At 62.9% G+C, this 16,655-nt stretch carries 15 protein-coding genes; 7 read left to right on the top strand and 8 right to left on the bottom strand.

The genetic code is table 11. The features are described 5' to 3' along the window. Positions 1–2 precede the first annotated feature (2 nt). Positions 3–2,921: an insulinase family protein gene (locus KJS47_RS13510; protein WP_213525557.1), complete on the top strand. Its 2,919-nt coding sequence runs from the start codon at positions 3–5 to the stop codon at positions 2,919–2,921. A gap of 164 nt (positions 2,922–3,085) precedes the next feature. Here the strand turns inward: KJS47_RS13510 and KJS47_RS13505 are convergent, their stop codons facing one another. The 4 genes from KJS47_RS13505 to KJS47_RS13490 form a co-directional block, all read right to left on the bottom strand. Further along, positions 3,086–4,063, bottom strand: coding sequence for a stalk domain-containing protein (locus KJS47_RS13505; RefSeq protein ID WP_213525556.1), 978 nt, complete (start codon positions 4,061–4,063; stop codon positions 3,086–3,088). 291 nt (positions 4,064–4,354) lie between these two features. Beyond that, a complete protein-coding gene (locus KJS47_RS13500) occupies positions 4,355–4,627 on the bottom strand; it encodes a hypothetical protein (RefSeq protein ID WP_213525555.1) in 273 nt (90 codons plus the stop codon). A 37-nt stretch (positions 4,628–4,664) separates the two neighbouring features. Then, a complete protein-coding gene (locus tag KJS47_RS13495) occupies positions 4,665–6,971 on the bottom strand; it encodes a thiamine pyrophosphate-dependent enzyme (protein WP_249716362.1) in 2,307 nt (768 codons plus the stop codon). 113 nt (positions 6,972–7,084) lie between these two features. After that, positions 7,085–8,092 carry a 2-oxoacid:acceptor oxidoreductase family protein gene (locus KJS47_RS13490; RefSeq protein WP_213525554.1) on the bottom strand — a complete coding sequence of 336 codons (1,008 nt, stop codon included), beginning with the start codon at positions 8,090–8,092 and terminating at the stop codon, positions 7,085–7,087. Between the two features lie 232 nt (positions 8,093–8,324). Here KJS47_RS13490 and KJS47_RS13485 point away from each other — a divergent pair, with 232 nt between their 5' ends. The 5 genes from KJS47_RS13485 to KJS47_RS13465 all read left to right on the top strand — a co-directional run bounded on the left by KJS47_RS13485 (position 8,325) and on the right by KJS47_RS13465 (position 11,927). After that, positions 8,325–8,990 (top strand): 3'-5' exonuclease, encoded by a 666-nt coding sequence (locus tag KJS47_RS13485; protein WP_213525553.1) that lies wholly within the window; start codon positions 8,325–8,327, stop codon positions 8,988–8,990. A gap of 342 nt (positions 8,991–9,332) precedes the next feature. Continuing rightward, the gene (locus tag KJS47_RS13480) at positions 9,333–9,785 is read left to right on the top strand and encodes an RrF2 family transcriptional regulator (protein ID WP_213525552.1); all 453 of its coding nucleotides are present in this window, start codon (positions 9,333–9,335) and stop codon (positions 9,783–9,785) included. Positions 9,786–9,926: 141 nt separating this feature from the next. Continuing rightward, positions 9,927–10,580, top strand: a complete 654-nt coding sequence (locus tag KJS47_RS13475) for a nitroreductase family protein (RefSeq protein ID WP_213525551.1) — start codon at positions 9,927–9,929, stop codon at positions 10,578–10,580. A gap of 135 nt (positions 10,581–10,715) precedes the next feature. Continuing rightward, positions 10,716–11,300, top strand: coding sequence for a M15 family metallopeptidase (locus KJS47_RS13470; RefSeq protein ID WP_374707029.1), 585 nt, complete (start codon positions 10,716–10,718; stop codon positions 11,298–11,300). Between the two features lie 30 nt (positions 11,301–11,330). Next, positions 11,331–11,927, top strand: a complete 597-nt coding sequence (locus KJS47_RS13465) for an AAA family ATPase (protein WP_213525550.1) — start codon at positions 11,331–11,333, stop codon at positions 11,925–11,927. A 111-nt stretch (positions 11,928–12,038) separates the two neighbouring features. Here the strand turns inward: KJS47_RS13465 and KJS47_RS13460 are convergent, their stop codons facing one another. Both KJS47_RS13460 and KJS47_RS13455 read right to left on the bottom strand, forming a co-directional pair. Continuing rightward, positions 12,039–12,779 carry an NAD-dependent protein deacylase gene (locus KJS47_RS13460; RefSeq protein ID WP_213525549.1) on the bottom strand — a complete coding sequence of 247 codons (741 nt, stop codon included), beginning with the start codon at positions 12,777–12,779 and terminating at the stop codon, positions 12,039–12,041. Beyond that, entirely contained in the window at positions 12,772–13,773 is a 1,002-nt protein-coding gene (locus tag KJS47_RS13455; protein WP_213525548.1) for a carbohydrate kinase family protein, read from the bottom strand. Before KJS47_RS13455 ends, KJS47_RS13460 begins: the two co-directional genes overlap by 8 nt. 134 nt (positions 13,774–13,907) lie before the next feature. On the opposite strand from KJS47_RS13455, the gene KJS47_RS13450 reads away from it, so the two are divergent. After that, on the top strand, positions 13,908–14,090 hold the full coding sequence (locus tag KJS47_RS13450; protein ID WP_213525547.1) for a GNAT family N-acetyltransferase: 183 nt from the start codon (positions 13,908–13,910) through the stop codon (positions 14,088–14,090). A 32-nt stretch (positions 14,091–14,122) separates the two neighbouring features. Here KJS47_RS13450 and KJS47_RS24100 read toward each other — a convergent pair whose 3' ends face one another. Together KJS47_RS24100 and KJS47_RS13440 are read right to left on the bottom strand one after the other, a co-directional pair. Continuing rightward, positions 14,123–15,307, bottom strand: a complete 1,185-nt coding sequence (locus KJS47_RS24100; RefSeq protein ID WP_249716359.1) for a polysaccharide deacetylase family protein — start codon at positions 15,305–15,307, stop codon at positions 14,123–14,125. A 125-nt stretch (positions 15,308–15,432) separates the two neighbouring features. Then, positions 15,433–16,629 (bottom strand): MalY/PatB family protein, encoded by a 1,197-nt coding sequence (locus KJS47_RS13440; protein ID WP_213525546.1) that lies wholly within the window; start codon positions 16,627–16,629, stop codon positions 15,433–15,435. Between the last annotated feature and the right edge of the window lie 26 nt (positions 16,630–16,655).

Raw genomic sequence — 16,655 nt, 5'->3', positions numbered from 1 at the left:
CTTTGCCGTTCGAACCAAACCAGCTGTACCACGGCTTTCGCCTGCAGGAGGAGACCTACCTCCCCGAGCTCGACTCCACCGCCCGCATTTGGCAGCATGAGCGCAGCGGAGCGGCGCTCGTCAGCTTGTCCAACGACGATCCCGACAAGCTGTTCTCGATCAGTTTTCGGACCCCGCCGGACGACCGGACCGGCGTCGCCCACATTCTGGAGCACTCCGTGCTGTGCGGCTCCGAGTCGTTCCCGTCCAAGGAACCGTTCGTGGAGCTGCTCAAGGGCTCGCTGCAGACTTTCCTCAACGCCATGACATTCGGCGACAAGACGATGTACCCGGTCGGCAGCACCCATCCCAAGGATCTGTTCAACCTGATGCACGTGTATATGGATTCCGTCTTCAAGCCGAACATCTACCGGAAGCCCGACATCTTCAAGCAGGAGGGCTGGCATTACGAGCTAACGGCCCCGGACGCCGAGCTGACTTATAATGGCGTCGTCTACAACGAGATGAAGGGCGTCTATTCCTCTCCGGACGCCGTGCATACCCGGCACATCCGGCAGACTCTGTTCCCGGACAATGCCTATGGCCATGATTCCGGAGGAGACCCTTCCTTCATTCCGGATCTGACGTACGAGCAGTTCCTGGCGTTCCACAGCAAGTACTACCACCCGTCGAACAGCTGTCTGTTCCTGTACGGCGACGTGGATATCGATGAAGCGCTGGCGTTTTTGAACGACCGCTACCTGAGCGGGTACGAGCGGCAGGACGTAGACGGACGCATCCGGGAGCAGGCCCCGTTCCACGAGGTTACGGAACGCACCTTCACCTGCCCGGGCGACACGGCGGAGGGCCGGTCCCAGCTCAGCCTCAGCTTCGCCGCCGGTGAATCCAGTGACCGCGAGCTGTACATCGCGCTCGAAATTTTGAAGACGATTCTGTTGGATACTCCGAGCGCACCGCTCAAAAAAGCGCTCACGGACGCGAAAATCGGCTCTGCCGTCGTCGGCTATTTGGATACCGGCCTGCTGCAGCCAGTGTTCAGCGTGATCGTCAAGAATACGGACGAGGCCCGCAAGGAGCAGTTCCGCTCCCTTGTGTACGAGACGCTGACCAGGCTGGCCGAGAACGGACTCGATGCCGAGACGGTAGAAGCCGCCGTGAACAAATACGAGTTCGCGCTGCGGGAGGCCGACTTCGGCGGGTATCCCAAATCGCTCGTCTACAACATGATCATGCTGGACAGCTGGCTGTATGGCGGCCACCCGCTGCGCCATCTCGCCTATGAGGAAACGCTGGAGGCGATCAAGAGCAAGGCGGCCCAGGGCGGCTATTTCGAAGGCCTAATCCGCCGCTTGCTGCTGGACAATCCGCATGCCGCCCTGATCCTGCTCAAGCCGGAGAAGGATTGGTCCGCCAAGCTGGCCGAGCAGGCGAAGGAGCGGCTCGCCGCCCATAAAGCTACGCTGTCGGAGCAGGAGCTCGAGGAGCTCGTCCGGGAAACCAGCCGGCTCAAGGCGGCCCAGGCCCAGCCGGACGATCCGGCGGCGCTCGCTGCGATCCCCTCGCTAACGCTGGCGGATCTCGACCCTCACAGCCAGCCGTTCCCGACTGCGAACCGTACGGAGCAGGGCGTGGAGGTGCTTCATCTCGACCGGTTTACGCAGCGGATCGCTTACATGACGGCCGTCTTCGATCTGGAAGGCCTGCCTGAGGCTCTGCTGCCGTACGTCAAGCTGCTGACGATTGCACTAGGCAAGATTGGCACCGCGGAGCGCAGCGAGGAGGCTCTCTCTAACCAGATCAACCTGCATACGGGCGGCATCTCCTTCTCGCTTCAAAGCTACGGCGATGCGCATCAGCCGGAGCAATTCCGAGCGGCGTTCCAGGTGAACGCCAAGGCATTCTATGACAAGACCGACCGGGCGGCCGAGCTCATCCGGGAGATTCTCGGCTCCTCGCGCCTGACCGACGGCAAGCGGCTGAAGGAAATTGTGAGCGAGACGAAGACCCGGACCGAGAGCGTCATTTCCAGCTCCGGCCATATCGTCTCCCGGATGCGGGCTCTGTCCCATCTCGCGCCCCGGTACCGGTTCGACGAGCTGACGGGCGGACTGCAGTTTTACCGGTTCCTGTGCGAGCTGGAGAGCGGCTGGGACGCTCGCTGGGACGACACGCAGACAGCGCTCGCCGAGGTGTGCCGGCTCCTCTTCACGGAGAGCCGTTTCTCGCTCGCGGTGGCGTGCGAAGAGGAAGCGTACAGCGACGTCACCCAGAGCTTAATGACGATCCGCGGGGCACTCTCGGCGGAGGAGCCCGCTGCGGCTCCATTCCCATTCCAGCGGACGCCGGTGAACGAAGGCTTCGCGACGGCCGGCAGCGTTCAGTACGTGACAAAGGCCGGGAACTTCCGCGAGGCCGGCTACTCCTACAGCGGCGAGCTTCAGGTGCTGCGCACGATTCTGAACCTGGACTATCTGTGGAACAAGGTTCGGGTGCTCGGAGGCGCCTACGGCGTATCGCTGATGCTGCAGAGGGACGGAACGCTCACCGCGTCCTCGTACCGCGATCCCAAGCTGGCTGAGACGCTCGCCGCCTATGACGGCATGCCCGGCTACCTGGAGGCGTTCGAGGCGGAGGAGCGCGAGATGACCAAGTACATTATCGGCACGATCAGCCGGCTCGATACGCCACTGACGCCCCAGTCGATGCTGAGCGTGGCGCTCGGCCGCAAGTGGAGCGGCCTGACCCAGGAAGACGTCGATCGGGAGCGCGCGGATGTGCTAGGCGCTACCGCCCAGGCGATGCGCGGGTATTCTCCGCTCATCACCGCCGGGCTATCCAACGGCTGCGTATGCGTCGTCGGCGGCCGAAGTTCGATCGCCGGCACCGACGGCTTGTTCGATACGGTGGAGGACGCCACCTAGCACACAAGCCAGGAGGCGGGCCGTCCCGGAAGCGATGCGTTCCACCGGTGACCGGCCCTGGCGAAAGAAGCCAGCCAATTCGAATGCCAACCAAAAAAAAAAAGGAGCTGCCGCGGCAGCTCCTTTTTTTGATTGCTTTCTATTGGTAGCAGGCTCCCCGCCGGTTAGGGCAGCTGGAACGTCTTCATCGCTTCCTTCGCTTCCTGCACCATCCGGCCGTAAGCGTCGACCTCGCGTCCCTCATACGGATTGTCGAGCGGCAGGACGTAGTAATAGACGCGCCCTTTCTTCTCCCCCAGCTTGTGAAGCTGACCGTACTCATCCTGCTTCCAGTCCGCCGCCGGAACCGAGTGGATCGTCACGATCGGCGCCTTCAAGCCGGTCGACGATTGGAACAGCAGCTCGCTCTTGGTCTCGCTTTCCTGGGCGAGGAATTGGCCGTACCACGATTTCGGCAGGGTGACGGTATAGGCCCAGTACTGATTCTCGTACGTCACATGGTCATAAGGGAACTCGTCCACGCCCGGATCGGACGGCGATCCCGGGAGCTCCGAGACGTACCAGCGGTCGTCCTGCTTGGCAACCGTCACTTCTTGCGTACTGGTGCTTACGGCTTTGGTCGAATCGGTGTAGACCAGCTCGACGGCAAAGGTGAGCGTGCCGTCCTTGTTCTCGCGCCCTTCGCCTACTTTGTACGAGTCCACCCAAGGACTCGAGGTGCCGGTTACCCAATGGAACGCCTCGAAGTTCTCGCGCTCCTTGTCCCGCAGCTCCTTGCTCATGACAGCGTATTGCAGCGCGCCGTTGCGCGTCTTGACGCCCTCCGCCCATGTCTCGGCCGCCGCCTTCGCCGTGGCCGGTGCCACCGCCTTCTCGAGCAGCGAGATCTGGCCCTTCTGCAGAGAAGCGTCCGGCAGGTCGATCCGCACTGTGCGCGTCTCGTTCTCCCACTCTACCTTGGCTCCCAGCGCTTCCGCCAGCGAGCGGGCCGAAACCATCGTCGTGCCATCCTGCAGCTGCACCTTGGCCTGTTCCCCGAGCAGACTGCCGTTGACCACCAGCTTTAACGCGCTGTCGGCCAGCACCGCGCTGCCGAATACGGTGGAGACGAGTACGGCGCCTCCGATTACCCATTTCTTCATGTTCACCAAGCGTCCCCCTCTTTCCTGATTTGGCATTCTCCTCCATATAGACGGTCGATAGAAGGAAAAGGTTGCTGGTTTTTCCACATAAATGGGAAACCGTCAAAATTGGAGAGGAAGCCCATAAAAAAGGAGGCCCTCGGGCGGATCTCCGCTTCAAAGGGCCTTCTTCGCATTCAGCCTGTTTCTTCTTCAGGGGAACGTGAGCCAATCGCCTTGCGCGACGACTTCCACTCCCTTGCTGCGCTCCCTAATCCCCTGCCGTACCTCTTCCCGGAACCAGAGCTCCAGCTACTCGCCCTGCCGGACGAGCTCCAGCACGTCTCCTTCCGCCGGCAGGAAGAGCTGGTTCCGGTCGCTGTTCGCCAGCTTGACGTTGCCGCGCTTCACCAGCGCCTCCTCGACCTCTCGCACTTCCCATATCCCCGGCTCGCCCTCCAAAGCCTGCTCCGCCTCCGACCGCGTCTCCCAGCAGGCTACGCCGTAATAGGTCAATCCGTACTTGTTGCTCTGCCGCCTGGTCAGCAGCAGTCCCGAGACGGGGTCACGCGCCACGCAAGCCATCCTCTTCAACTCCTTCTGCTTGGCGTCCGGCCGTTTGTTACAGATACGGATTCTCGTGGCGCGCCTTGAGCGCATTCCAGCGGCGGTCCACCTCCTGCCCGAACGAAGCGAGAGCATCGGCGAATTCCGGCTTGTTCATATGCCGGGTTTTGCCCATCGAAGCGAGCCATTCGCCGACGGCGATCTTCTTGTTCTTCTCTTCCGGATTGTAGGTGATGGCGGTAATGCCGCGTTCGACCTCGTACAACGGGAAGAAGCAGCAGTCGACCGCCGCGCTCACGATCGACGTCCCCTCCTCGTCCTCCGACAGCCAGTTCAGCGGGCACGTAATCAAAATCTTGCCGTAGACAAGTCCCTCGTGCTGCGCGTACCACTGCGCCTTGGCGGCTTTGCGGACGAGGTCTTGCGGGAACGCCTCGGAGCCGGTGAACACGTACGGGATATGCGTGGCCGCCATGATTTGCGCCGTATCCTTGTGATGGAACAGCTTGCCCCCGTTCGCCTGGCCGACATTCGAAGTCGAGGTGCGGTGGCCGAGAGGCGTCGAATACGAGAGCTGCGCTCCGGTGTTCATGTAGCCTTCGTTGTCGTATTCGAGAATGATCATCTTGTGATTGCGCAGCGCAGCCCCGATCGCGGGCCCCATGCCGATGTCCATGCCTCCGTCCCCCGTGATCATGACGAAGGTGAAGTCGTCCGGCAGCTGGAGATGGTCCAGCTCGCCCCGCCGCTTGCGCTCCCAGAACATCTCGACGACGCCGGACAACGTGGCGGCCCCGTTCTGGAACAGATTATGAATGTATGTCGCTTTATGGGCAGAATACGGATAGCCGGTCGTCACGACCATTGCGCAGCCCGTATGAAACAGCGCCACGATGTCGCCCTCGATTCCCTTGAAGAACAGCTCGAGTCCCGAGAAAATGCCGCAGCCCGGACAGGCACCGTGGCCCGGCGCGATCCGCTTCGGCTTTTTGGTCAGCGCGCGCAGCGGCGGAACCCGGACCTTGAGCGGGCCTCCCTGCTCATCCGGCGTTACTTTGATCAGCCCGGTATTCAGGTCCTCGTACTTCATCGGATTCAGCACGCGCTTCGGTGCCTTGGCCGGATCGCCCGGCGTATGGCCGTGGTAATCGAACGGCCGCGCGACAGTACCGCTGGCTGCCGCCTCGATGGCGAAGCGGAACAGGGCATGCCCGTCCTCGGCATAAAAATCCTTGCCCCCGAGCCCGTAGATCCGGCTGATGACCAAAGGACCGGTACAGCCGTGCGTGAACAGCGCCGCCTTGATCTCGTTCACCATGTTGCCGCCGTGGCCTCCGTAGGAGTCGGCCCGGTCGCCGACCGTGACGGCCTTGACGTTCCGCAGCGCCTCCGCGATCTGCCGGGCCGGGAACGGACGGATCAGGTTCGGCGCGATCGAGCCGGCCTTGACGCCTTGGGCCCTCAGCTGATCGACGACGTCCTTGATGATCTCCGAGGCCGAGTTCATCAGGAAGACCGCCACCTCGGCGTCCTCCATCCGGTACAAGTCGAGGATCGGATAATCCCGGCCGGTCAGCGCCGCATATTCCTTGCGGATCCGATCGTAGACCGGTTCTGCGCGGTACATTGCCATGGACTGCTGGTAGCAGTTGTTGATGTAATCCGGTTCGTTCATGTAGGGACCGACGGTGACGGGGTTGTTGCGGTCGAGCGTATCGGGGAACCCGACCGGCGGCCGCTCTCCGACGAACCGCTGCACGTCCTCCCGCTTGGCGAACGTCTGCACCTTGCGTTTCTGGTGGGAGGTGAAATAGCCGTCGGACGCCACCAGCACCGGCAGCCGCACCTCGGAGTCCTCCGCCAGCTTGAGCGCCATGATGTTCATGTCGTAGACCGCCTGCGGGTCGCGGCACATCAGAATCGGCCAGCCTGTGTTCAGCGCGTAATACAGATCCGAATGGTCGCCGTGAATGTCGAGGGGGCCGGAGACGGAACGGCAGACGAGGTTCATGACCATTGGGAACCGGGTCCCCGACTGGACAGGCATCTGCTCCAGCATATACAGATAGCCGTTCGCGCTCGTCGCGTTGAATACCCGTCCCCCGGCCGTGGAGGCGCCGTAACAGACGCCGGCGGAGCCGTGCTCGCCGTCGGCAGGGATCAACACGATGTCGTGCTGTCCGTTCGCTTTCATCAGATCCAGGAATTGGGCCACCTCGGTAGAGGGGGAGATCGGGAAGTACCCCATGATGTGGTAATTGATCTGGTGTGCGGCATAGGCGGCCATTTCGTTGCCGGATTCGTAGACGATCCTCTGCTCGACGAGACCCGGACCGTTCTCATGCTTCCAATCGATTGCCAAGAAGGAACCCACCTTTCCTTAAGTCATCGGCTTGGTTGAAAAATGGAACTGTGCAGGCGGCAAGCCGATGCCGGCCGACGGCCGGCGTCTCGACGGCTCGCCAGCATCTCGCATCAGCTCGGGGCGAGGTCGAACCGGTGCGGCACCCGGCGGGCATCCGCGTAGCCGTCCACCTCTCTCTCGCCGGACAGCGCGTCCGTCGGGCATGCCTTGACGCATTTGAGGCAGCCTTTGCAGTATTGGTAGTCGATGCCCTGCAGGAACATCTGCGGCCGTCCCTTCTTGTCCTCCTGCTCCTCCCAGACGAAGCAGAAGTCCGGGCAGACATTGTCGCAGGCGGCGCAGTGAATGCACTTGTCTTCCGCAAAATGCGGCAGCATGCCCGCCCGCGAGATGCTCAGATTCTTGAGAATGCTGTTGCCCGGATTCGTGATCGTGCCGCCGATCGGCTGCGTCTCGTAGCCGAGGACGGGCGTATCCTGCCTCACGTAGGCCGGCATCTGTGCCCCGGCCGGCAGCGGAAACGCTTCGACACGCAGCCCCTCATAGCCGCGCTGGAACGTGCGGAGAGCCGGCTCGACGGCGAGCGGATACTTCTTCTCCAGCGACTTGCGGATGACCGCCTTCATCGGCTCCGGATCCAAAAACGCGCAAAGCCGAAACAGCGCCCCCAGCATCGCCATATTGACGCGGTTCTTCTCCTCGAGCGCAATGCCCGTCGCGTCGACGACCGCGAGCGTGCCGGCCAGCATGTTCAGAGATTGCTTCAGCTCGGCGGGCGGATTCGCCGAATTGACGAGCACCAGGCTATCCTCGTGGATGCCGCTGATGACGTTCACGGTCTTCGCGAGCGCTTCGTGGAACACCCCCACGATGTGCGGACGCTCCACCGGAGAGGTGTCGCGGATGCGCGTATCCGGACTGCAGAACCGGATGTGGGCTTTGACCGGAGAGCCCTTCTTCTCCGAGCCGTAGGACGAGAAGCTGACGCCGTTCAATCCGACGCCGACGACGCCGGCCTCGGCCAGCATCTTCCCCGCTAGATTGGCGCCAAGACCACCGATCGACTCAAGACGGATTTCAAAAAAACCGAGATCGTTCACCTTAGGAAGCTGGACCATGGCTGACTCCCCTTCCGCAAGACCTTATTCTTACTCTACATGTAGACAGACTTTCTTCTTGTCCGCAACGGGTGTAAAATGTCGAACGGCAACTTTTCTCCTCTCAATAGCATACGGGCGGCCGGCGGCAAACATGATTGCCGCATAAGGAATGTTGCGAGAGGCGGGGATTCCCCTCCTCCGCTGCTTTTATGCTATGATAGGCATATCGAACGTGAGAAAGAGGGACATTATGGTTTTTATCGTATACGACCTGGAGATGACCGTTCGGCGCAAAAAATCCCAGATCGCCGAGATCATTGAGATCGGGGCCGTCAAGCTGGTGGAAGCGGACGGCAAGGCGGAAATCGCCGGTACGTTCCAGGCTTTGGTCCGTCCTAGCAAGCTGACGGGCATCAAGGAGAACACAACCGTCTTTACGGGGATTACGGAAGAAGAATTGGCCCAGGCGGACCGGTTCCCGGACGTTCTGAGGCAATTTATCGAATGGATCGGCCACGAGGACTATTACCTGTGCGCCTGGGGACCGGACGACAAGCTGCAATTCGTCCGCGACTGCCGGGCCCATCAGCTGGATATGGACTGGATCCGCAACCACAACAATCTGCAAAAGCAGATGTCGCGCATCCTCAAGCGGGAGAAGCACCAGCAGGTCGGCCTCAAAGCGGCGCTCGAGCTGCTGGAAATTCCATTCGAGGGGGCCCATCACCGGGCGCTCGACGACGCGCTCAATACGGCCAAGATATTCCAGAGGCTGTACGACCAGTTCGTGCTGGAGCGCAACACAGTCGCCGAAGATTCGGTGTATACGGAAGAGATCGTCTATAAGACGGCGACCGAAGGCGATGAGCCGGACTCCCCGTTCGCGAAGCTTGCGGGGCTTTTTCCGAGCAAATAGGGGAAGCCAGGGCGGCCCCGCCGCAGTCCGGACGAGCAGCCCGCCTCCCCTTAACGGGGCCGGCGGGCTGCTGCCGTTTCGGCGGAGCGCCGGGCTCGGCGGCCTACAGCCGCATGGATGCTGCGCTGGATTCGGGCAGCACCGCTGCTGGGATGAGGCGCCAAGCGCAGTGGCCTGCTGCCGCCGGATGAATAGCAGCACACCTGAAGCCTGCATCCGCTCTGGAAGCATAGGGCTCGCGGCCAACCGCTGTACGGATGTACCGGCTCCCGGCCGCTTGTCCGCAGGATGCCTCGGGCAGTATACTGGTAGGATAGGCCGATGGCCGAGAGGAGGTGCGGCATGAAGCCGGACAAATGCGAGACGTTTCCCCATCATAAGTGGTTCGGGCTTGCGCTGCAGGCAATGGTGATCCTGTCAGACAAGCCGTGCGCCTATCCGAGCGCCTGCATCGCCTCCTGCATCCAATCGGAAGCTTCCCTCGTCAGACGCGTACTGGCCAAGCTCGTCAAGGAAGGGCTCGTCGAAACGAGAGAGGGCCGGGACGGCGGCTACCAGCTGGGAATGCCCGCCGAGAGGATTACGCTGGCCGACGTTTACTGCGCCCTGCGGGTGGGCGAGCCGCTCTGCAATGCCATGGCGGACACGACGGGCAGCAACGGCTTTGGCACGGGTATGAAGGCCGTGTTCGAGAACATTACCGAGGAGCTGGAAGCGAGCGCCCTCGCCGTGCTCAAGCGGACCACGATCGCCGATTTGGCCGAACGGGTCGGGCAGACCGGTCAGCCGGGTTGACAGATGGATCCGGCCGCACTATACTGTGCTAGTATCTAAACAGTTAACTGTGCCAATTTGAGCACACTATGAATACGAGCGGAGCAAACGCTCCCTGCTCAGGGCAGCTATTCCGTAAACGAAAAATAGGAGGGTTCCATAATGACTACTCAAACCACCCTGGCCGCGGTCGCCGATTTCCATTCGGTGGTACAATCCCGGCGATCGGTTCGCCGGTATGAACCGGACTTCCGGATCCCCCGGGAGGAGCTGGAGACGATCATCGAGCGTGCCGCCAAGGCCGCTCCCTCGTCGTCCAACATGCAGCCTTGGCGCTTCCTCGTCGTAACCGATCCGGAGCTCAAGCAGCGTATGCTGCCGGTTGCGAACAACCAGCAGCAGGTCGTCAACGCCTCGGCAGTGCTCGTCCTGCTGGCCGATAAGCAGATGTACGAGAAGGCAGACGAGATTTATGGAGCTGCCCGCGATGCCGGCTACATGACGGAAGAACTGAGCCGGCAGTTCGCCGAGAACAGCCGGCGGACCTACTCCTCGATCCCGGCGGAGCGCCTGCTCGAGATCATCGTGTTCGATGCAGGTCTGGTCGCGATGCAGCTCATGCTGCAAGCTCGCGCGATGGGCTACGACACGGTGCCGATGGGCGGCTATAACCGGGAGGCGCTCCGCGAGCTGCTGGCGATTCCGGACCGCTATCATCCGACTATACTGCTGCCAATCGGCAAAGCCGCGGTTCCCGGCCATCCGACAGCTCGTCTGCCAATCTCCGGGCTCACCTACTGGAATACGATCGAATAACCCTAGCGCGAATTTCAGCCCGCCCGGCATTGTGCCTGGCGGGCTCTTTGCGTTGGCTTAGGTGCAGGGATTTGATGCAGCATCATGCTAGTCCCCTTCTACCGGACATGCCGGGATGTATGATAGGATAAGAGAATGAGAGCGAACAACACGAGCGCCCCCCGGGCGCCATTACGCAAGCTGGTTCTCCCCGTTCTGCTGGCCGCCCTGTTCCTGTACGGCCTCGCGGATTGGTCCCGGCTGGAACGCATGCTCCCTCCTCTAGACACCGAGCCGGCACGCCCAGTGACGCAGCTGCATCCTCTGATTGCCGCCAAGCAAAAGGAGCTGACGGCCGAAGCCGCGCGCGTCGGCATCCGGCTGCTGATTACCGAAGGCTTTCGCAGCGAGGAGAAGCAGGAGGAGCTGTACCGGCAGGGCCGCAGCGGGGACGGACGAGTCGTCACCAACGCCCGCGGAGGCGAATCCTACCATAATTACGGTCTCGCCATTGATTTTGCCCTGCTGACAAAGGACGGCAAGGCGATTTGGGATCTTGAATACGATGGCAACCGGAACGGGAAAGCCGACTGGATGGAAGTGGTCGCAATCGCCAAGCGGCTCGGCTTCACCTGGGGTGGGGACTGGACGAGCTTCCCCGACTACCCGCACCTTCAGATGGACTTCGGCTATTCGATTCGGGAGCTGAAACGAGGACATCGCCCGCCCGATTCCCTGTAGCCGGGCGGCGCCAAATCAGGAGGAGACGCGATGATTGTCTGGATCAACGGGCCGTTCGGCTCGGGCAAGTCCCAAACCGCCTATGAGCTGCATCGGCGGCTGCCCGGCTCCCGGATTTACGATCCCGAGTTTGCCGGATACTGGATCCGCAAGCAGATGCCGAAGGAGGCGTCCCGCAGCGATTTTCAGGATTACCCGGTCTGGCGGGAGATCACCTATGGCATGCTCGCCCACATGGAGCGGGAGTATCCCGGCGTCTTGATCGTCCCGATGACGATCGCAAGACGGGATTATTGGGAGGAGACCGTCGGCCGTCTGCTGCGCGAAGGCATCGACGTCCGCCATTACACGCTGTGCGCCTCGAGGGAAACGATCCTGCGGAGACTGAAGAGCCGCGGCGAAGGAGAGACCTCTTGGGCGGCCCGGCAGCTAGACCGGTGCCTCGAGGGGCAGCGGGACGAGCGGTTCCGGCAGCACCTGGACACCGAATGCTGGACGATCTGGCAGACGGTCGAGGCGGTAGCCGACGGCGCCGGACTGACGCTGCTGGAGGATCGCCGGGGCCCGCTCCGCCGCAAGCTGGATCAGGCCGTCACCCAGCTGAAGCAGCTTCGCTTCTTCTCGTAAGTGAATGCGGGAGAACAGCGGCGAAACCGAAAAAAGAAAGAGCAAGCCCGCCGAAGCGTGGGCTTGCTCTTTGCTATGCATAGACCTAGGGACCGGACCGTGTCGCATCCGCTAATCCACCAGCGTCTGCAGCACCTGGCCGATGCTGTCGGTGAACCGGTATCGGGCGGCATGGTCGTACGGAGTTGGCGTGCGGTTAATCAGCGCGAGCGCGTCGCCCCGGTACAGCCGGACCAGACCGGCGGCCGGCTGCACCGAGAGCGACGTCCCACCCACGATCAGCACATCCGCGCTGCGGATGCTGTCTGCGGCTTGCTCGAGCACATCGGGGTCCAACGGCTCCTCGTACAGGACGACCTCCGGCTTGATCGTCCCCCCGCAGGCCGGGCAGTCCGGAACGCCGCTCGCCGCCCTCTCGATCACCGTCTCGAGCGGATAAAACGCGCCGCAAGCCAGGCAGCGGTTGCGATGCACCGAGCCGTGCAGCTCCAGCACCCGCCGGCTGCCCGCCCGCTGGTGCAGCCCGTCGATGTTCTGCGTGACGACCGCTTCCAGAACGCCCCGCTTCTCCAGCTCCGCGAGCGCCCGATGCGCGGCGTTCGGCTGAGCCTCCCGGTAGATCATCCGCGAGAGATAGAACCGATAGAACGTCTCGGGATGCCGGTCGAAGAAGCTCCGGCTCAGCATCACCTCCGGCGGATGCTCGAACTCGGCTCCCTGCCCGAACAGACCGCTGGCGGAACGAAAATCGGGAATGCCGCTCTCCGTCGAGGTCCCGGCCCCGCCGAAAAAGACCACACGAGCGCCGGACGCGATCCTCCCCTTCAGCTCCTCAAGCTGCCCTCTATCCATCCGCCCTGTCTCCTTCCTGCCCCTGGAACGCCTCTGTTTCGGCGAGTGACGGCAGCGCCGCGATCGCCCCCTTGCGCAGCGTGACGAGCGCACTGGCGGCCACGGCGAATGCCGCCCAGTCCCGCAGCAGCCTGGCGTCCGGCGGCGCGCTGTCTTCGTGGAGGGAAAGCTTGTACAGCAGAGCGCCGATGAACGCATCCCCGGCTCCCGTCGTGTCCACGCAGGCGACGCGCCGGCCTGGGACTCTCCCGGTGATCCGCTCTTCCCCGGTCTCTCCGGCGGCGGAATAGTAGCAGCCCTCCGCGTCCAGCGTGACGAAGACGTAGCGGATGCCCTGTCGGTGAAACCACTCGCTGCCCTCCTGCAGGTCCTCCGAGCCGGTCAACAGTCCCAGCTCCTCTCGGTTGACCTTGATGAGGGAGCAGTAAGGGTACAGCTCCCGGACCGCTGCCAGTCCCGCCTCCTCTGACGGCCAGAGCGCCGGCCGCCAGTTGGGATCGTACGAGACGAAGGCGCCCATCCGGTGCGCCTCCTGGGCCGCATGAAGCGTAGCGCTGCGGGAAGGCTCGCCCGTCAAGGAGATGGAACCGATATGCAGCATGCCGCCTTCCAGAATCGCGGCAACCGGCACTTCCTCCGGGCGGAGCAGCAGATCGGCCGACGGATCGCGGTAGAACAAGAACGAGCGGTCGCCGGAAGCATCCAGCGTCACGAAGGCAAGCGCAGTCTTGGCCTCCTCCGTTGCCGTGTAATAGCGCGTCTCGACGCCCGCCTGCTCCAGCGTATGCGCCAGCAGCGTGCCGAACGCATCCCGCCCATGCTTGCCGATGAAGCCGGCGCGGCCGCCGAGCTTGGAGACGCAGGCAGCGACGTTCGCCGGGGCACCGCCGGCTTTGGGGATGTACGCCGTCTCCCCGGCGTCCCCCCAAGTGTCCCCCGGCACCATGTCGATCAGCGTTTCTCCTAGTGCGTAGACGGTTTTTTTCATGCTCATCGCGCCTCACCCTCCCGTAAGTTGTCGGTACCGCCATTGTGGCACAAAACAGGGGACAAGGAAAGAAGAGGCAGGGAGAAAGGAGAAGCACGGAGAAGAAGAAAGTCTGGAAGATCAGACTAGGAGTGGATGGGATGAAGATACAGCGGGCCGGAAGCGCGATGCTGCACAGACTGCTGACCTGGTGCGAAGAAAGCGGCATGCTGTCGGTGCATCTGTTCAGCGCAGAAGGCAAGGCGCCATTCTATGAGGCTCACGGCTTTCGACGGAGATCTGAGGGAGCGCCGGGCATGGTCTGGACCGGCCATTCGCGTTAGCAGCATCCGTCCTCTAGGAGTCCGGATGCTGATCAGGGAGCGAACGACCGGCTCCACGTCTCGACGCTGTGGCTGCCGTTTACATAGATCCTCTTGAGCTGCAGCGGCGGCTGTGCGCTCGTCGTCCGGCCCTGCGCAATCGTGAAGGCGTACCGGAAGCCTTCCTCCTTCAGAATCTTCAGCGTGTCCCGGTTGTATTCGCCGTACGGATAGCAAAAGACGACCGATTCCGTCCCAAGATTCTCCTGGATAAGTCTCGCGGCCTCGGCAATCTCTTCCCGCTGCCGCTCCGCCGGCAGCCGGGGCAGGTGCGGATGCGTCATACCGTGCGGCTGGATATCCCAGCCGGCCTCCTGCATCTCCTTTGCCTGCTCCCAATCGAGATAGCCGGCCTCTTCCACAGACCCGGGGGAGAGAAACAGCACCGCGGGAAAGCCGTACCGCTTCAAAATGGGCATGGCATGCTCGTGATTGTCGGCATAGCCGTCATCGAACGTCAGGAGGATGGGCTTGGGAGGGGCCGGCATCCGCCTTTCGAGGATAAGAAGGAACTCCTCAAGCGTTAGGGGCGTGTACCCGTTGTCCGCCAGATACTTCATCTGGCGCTCCAGCTTCTCCGGCGGCAGGACGAGCGTATTGCCGGGCTCGTGCCCGATGCTGTGGTAGTTCAGCACGGGGAGCGAGACGGTCTGCTCCTTCGCCGGTGCGGCGGCGGGCGCCGCCGAAGCGGTGCGCACCGGCGGAGGGCTCGCCGTGCCGCCCTGCTCGGCCGTGCCGCCGCTTCCCGCCGGCGCCGGCGTCGCTGCCGCGCTCGCCGTGCCGCCCTGCTCGGCCGTGCCGCCGCTTCCTGCGGGCGCCTGCGTCACCTCCGCGCTCGCCGTGACGCCCTGCTCGGCCGTGCCACCGCTTCCCGCCGGCGCCTGCGTCACCGCTGCGCTCGCCGTGCCGCCCTGCTCGGCCATGCCGCCGCTTCCTGCGGGCGCCTGCGTCACCGCTGCGCTCGCCGTGCCGCCGCTTCCCGCCGGCGCCTGCGTCGCTACCGCGCTCGCCGTGCTTCCCGGCTCCACCGTGCTGCCGCTTCCTGCCGGCGCCTGCGTCGCCGCCGCGCCGCTCCAGGCCGCCCGCTCCCCTTCCCCTAGCGGGGCTTCGCAAGCTCCGAGGAGGCCGATCACGGCCGTCCCCGCCAATACAAAAAAGGCCGAACGCATATGCTTCATACGGACCTCCGGACTAGCATCGGACCGGCCGGCCCGTGCGGGCGTTTGGGCCGGTCTCTCCCTACTATTCCTATCCCTCGGTCTATGAAAATATGCTTCGGCCTTTCTCTTCCCCTACAGGCTTGCTAGCTGCGAGAATCCTCCCGCCGCTGCCGGAGCGCCCGGACGGCGGCTGTGAGCCGGTTCATCCCTTCCTTCACCGTTGCACGGGAACAGGCGAGATTCATCCGGACATACCCTTCTCCATCGGTGCCGAACATGGCGCCGTTGTTAAGCGCCAGCTTGGCTTCCTTCAGCAGAAACGCGTTCAGCTCCTTGACGCTCATGCCGAGCCCTCGGCAATCCAGCCACAGCAGATACGTCGCTTCCGGCTTCACCGCGCGGAGTTCGGGCAGCTCCTTCGCCACGACTTCCAGTGCGTAATCGATATTCTGCTGCAGGTAGGCCAAGAGCGCGTCCAGCCAGGGACCACCCTCGCGGTAAGCGGCTATCGTCGCCGCGTGACCCGTAGGCGTGATCGAGCCGAGCGAGTATTTGGCCACCTCGCGGGCGAACCTATCGCGGAGCTCCTTATCCGGGATGATCATGTTGGCGGTGTTCAACCCGGCGATGTTGAACGTCTTGCTCGGGGCGGTGCAGACGATGGTCCGGCGCTTGGACCACTCGGAGATGTTCGCGAACGGAGTATGCGTATGAGGAGCATACACCAGATCGGCGTGGATTTCGTCCGACGCCACCAGGAAACCGTGCTTCTCGCTCAGCTCGGCGAGACGCTCCAGCTCCTCCCGGGTCCATACCCGGCCCACCGGGTTATGCGGGCTGCACAGAATGAGCAGCTTCACCTTGTCGTCCAGCTTGCTCTCCAGATCGTCCAGATCCATTTCGTAGCGGTCGCCGTTTTTGCGCAGCGGATTCAGCACAAGCTCCCGTCCGTGGTTCTTGACTACGTTGTAAAAAGGCGGGTACACCGGCGTCTGGATGACGACCTTGTCTCCGGGCTCGGTGAACGCCTGCACGATCAGGTTAAGGGCGGGGACTACGCCCGGACAGAATACGATCCATTCCTTCTCGACCGGCCAGCCGTGCCGCTCGGCCATCCAGCCCGCGACCGCCTCCAGATAAGCGTCCGTTCGGCGCGTATAGCCAAGCACGCCATGGTCGATCTTCGCACGGAGCGCCTCGAGCACAGGCTCCGGCGCCGCAAAATCCATATCCGCTACCCACATCGGCAGCGCATCGGGCGCGCCGAACAGCTGCTCGAGCCCGTCCCACTTCTCGCAATCGGTGTTTCTCCGTTCAATGACACGGTCAAACAAGTCCATTTCCATAAGCCTCCCTAACAGGTTCC

Source organism: Paenibacillus sp. J31TS4, assembly GCF_018403265.1.
GTDB lineage: Bacteria > Bacillota > Bacilli > Paenibacillales > NBRC-103111 > J31TS4.
Note: the sequence above shows the minus strand (reverse complement) of the source record. Positions and strands in the feature narration are given on the sequence as shown.

Excerpts from the sequence above, each read along its gene's own strand:
- KJS47_RS13470 (WP_374707029.1), top strand. The coding sequence starts at position 10,716 with ATGAGAGCGAACAACACGAGCGCCCCCCGGGCGCCATTACGCAAGCTG.
- KJS47_RS13485 (WP_213525553.1), top strand. The coding sequence starts at position 8,325 with ATGGTTTTTATCGTATACGACCTGGAGATGACCGTTCGGCGCAAAAAA.
- KJS47_RS13465 (WP_213525550.1), top strand. The coding sequence starts at position 11,331 with ATGATTGTCTGGATCAACGGGCCGTTCGGCTCGGGCAAGTCCCAAACC.
- KJS47_RS13475 (WP_213525551.1), top strand. The coding sequence starts at position 9,927 with ATGACTACTCAAACCACCCTGGCCGCGGTCGCCGATTTCCATTCGGTG.
- KJS47_RS13440 (WP_213525546.1), bottom strand. The coding sequence starts at position 16,629 with ATGGACTTGTTTGACCGTGTCATTGAACGGAGAAACACCGATTGCGAG.
- KJS47_RS13505 (WP_213525556.1), bottom strand. The coding sequence starts at position 4,063 with ATGAAGAAATGGGTAATCGGAGGCGCCGTACTCGTCTCCACCGTATTC.
- KJS47_RS13460 (WP_213525549.1), bottom strand. The coding sequence starts at position 12,779 with ATGGATAGAGGGCAGCTTGAGGAGCTGAAGGGGAGGATCGCGTCCGGC.
- KJS47_RS24100 (WP_249716359.1), bottom strand. The coding sequence starts at position 15,307 with ATGAAGCATATGCGTTCGGCCTTTTTTGTATTGGCGGGGACGGCCGTG.
- KJS47_RS13500 (WP_213525555.1), bottom strand. The coding sequence starts at position 4,627 with ATGGCTTGCGTGGCGCGTGACCCCGTCTCGGGACTGCTGCTGACCAGG.
- KJS47_RS13455 (WP_213525548.1), bottom strand. The coding sequence starts at position 13,773 with ATGAGCATGAAAAAAACCGTCTACGCACTAGGAGAAACGCTGATCGAC.
- KJS47_RS13490 (WP_213525554.1), bottom strand. The coding sequence starts at position 8,092 with ATGGTCCAGCTTCCTAAGGTGAACGATCTCGGTTTTTTTGAAATCCGT.
- KJS47_RS13450 (WP_213525547.1), top strand. The coding sequence starts at position 13,908 with ATGAAGATACAGCGGGCCGGAAGCGCGATGCTGCACAGACTGCTGACC.
- KJS47_RS13480 (WP_213525552.1), top strand. The coding sequence starts at position 9,333 with ATGAAGCCGGACAAATGCGAGACGTTTCCCCATCATAAGTGGTTCGGG.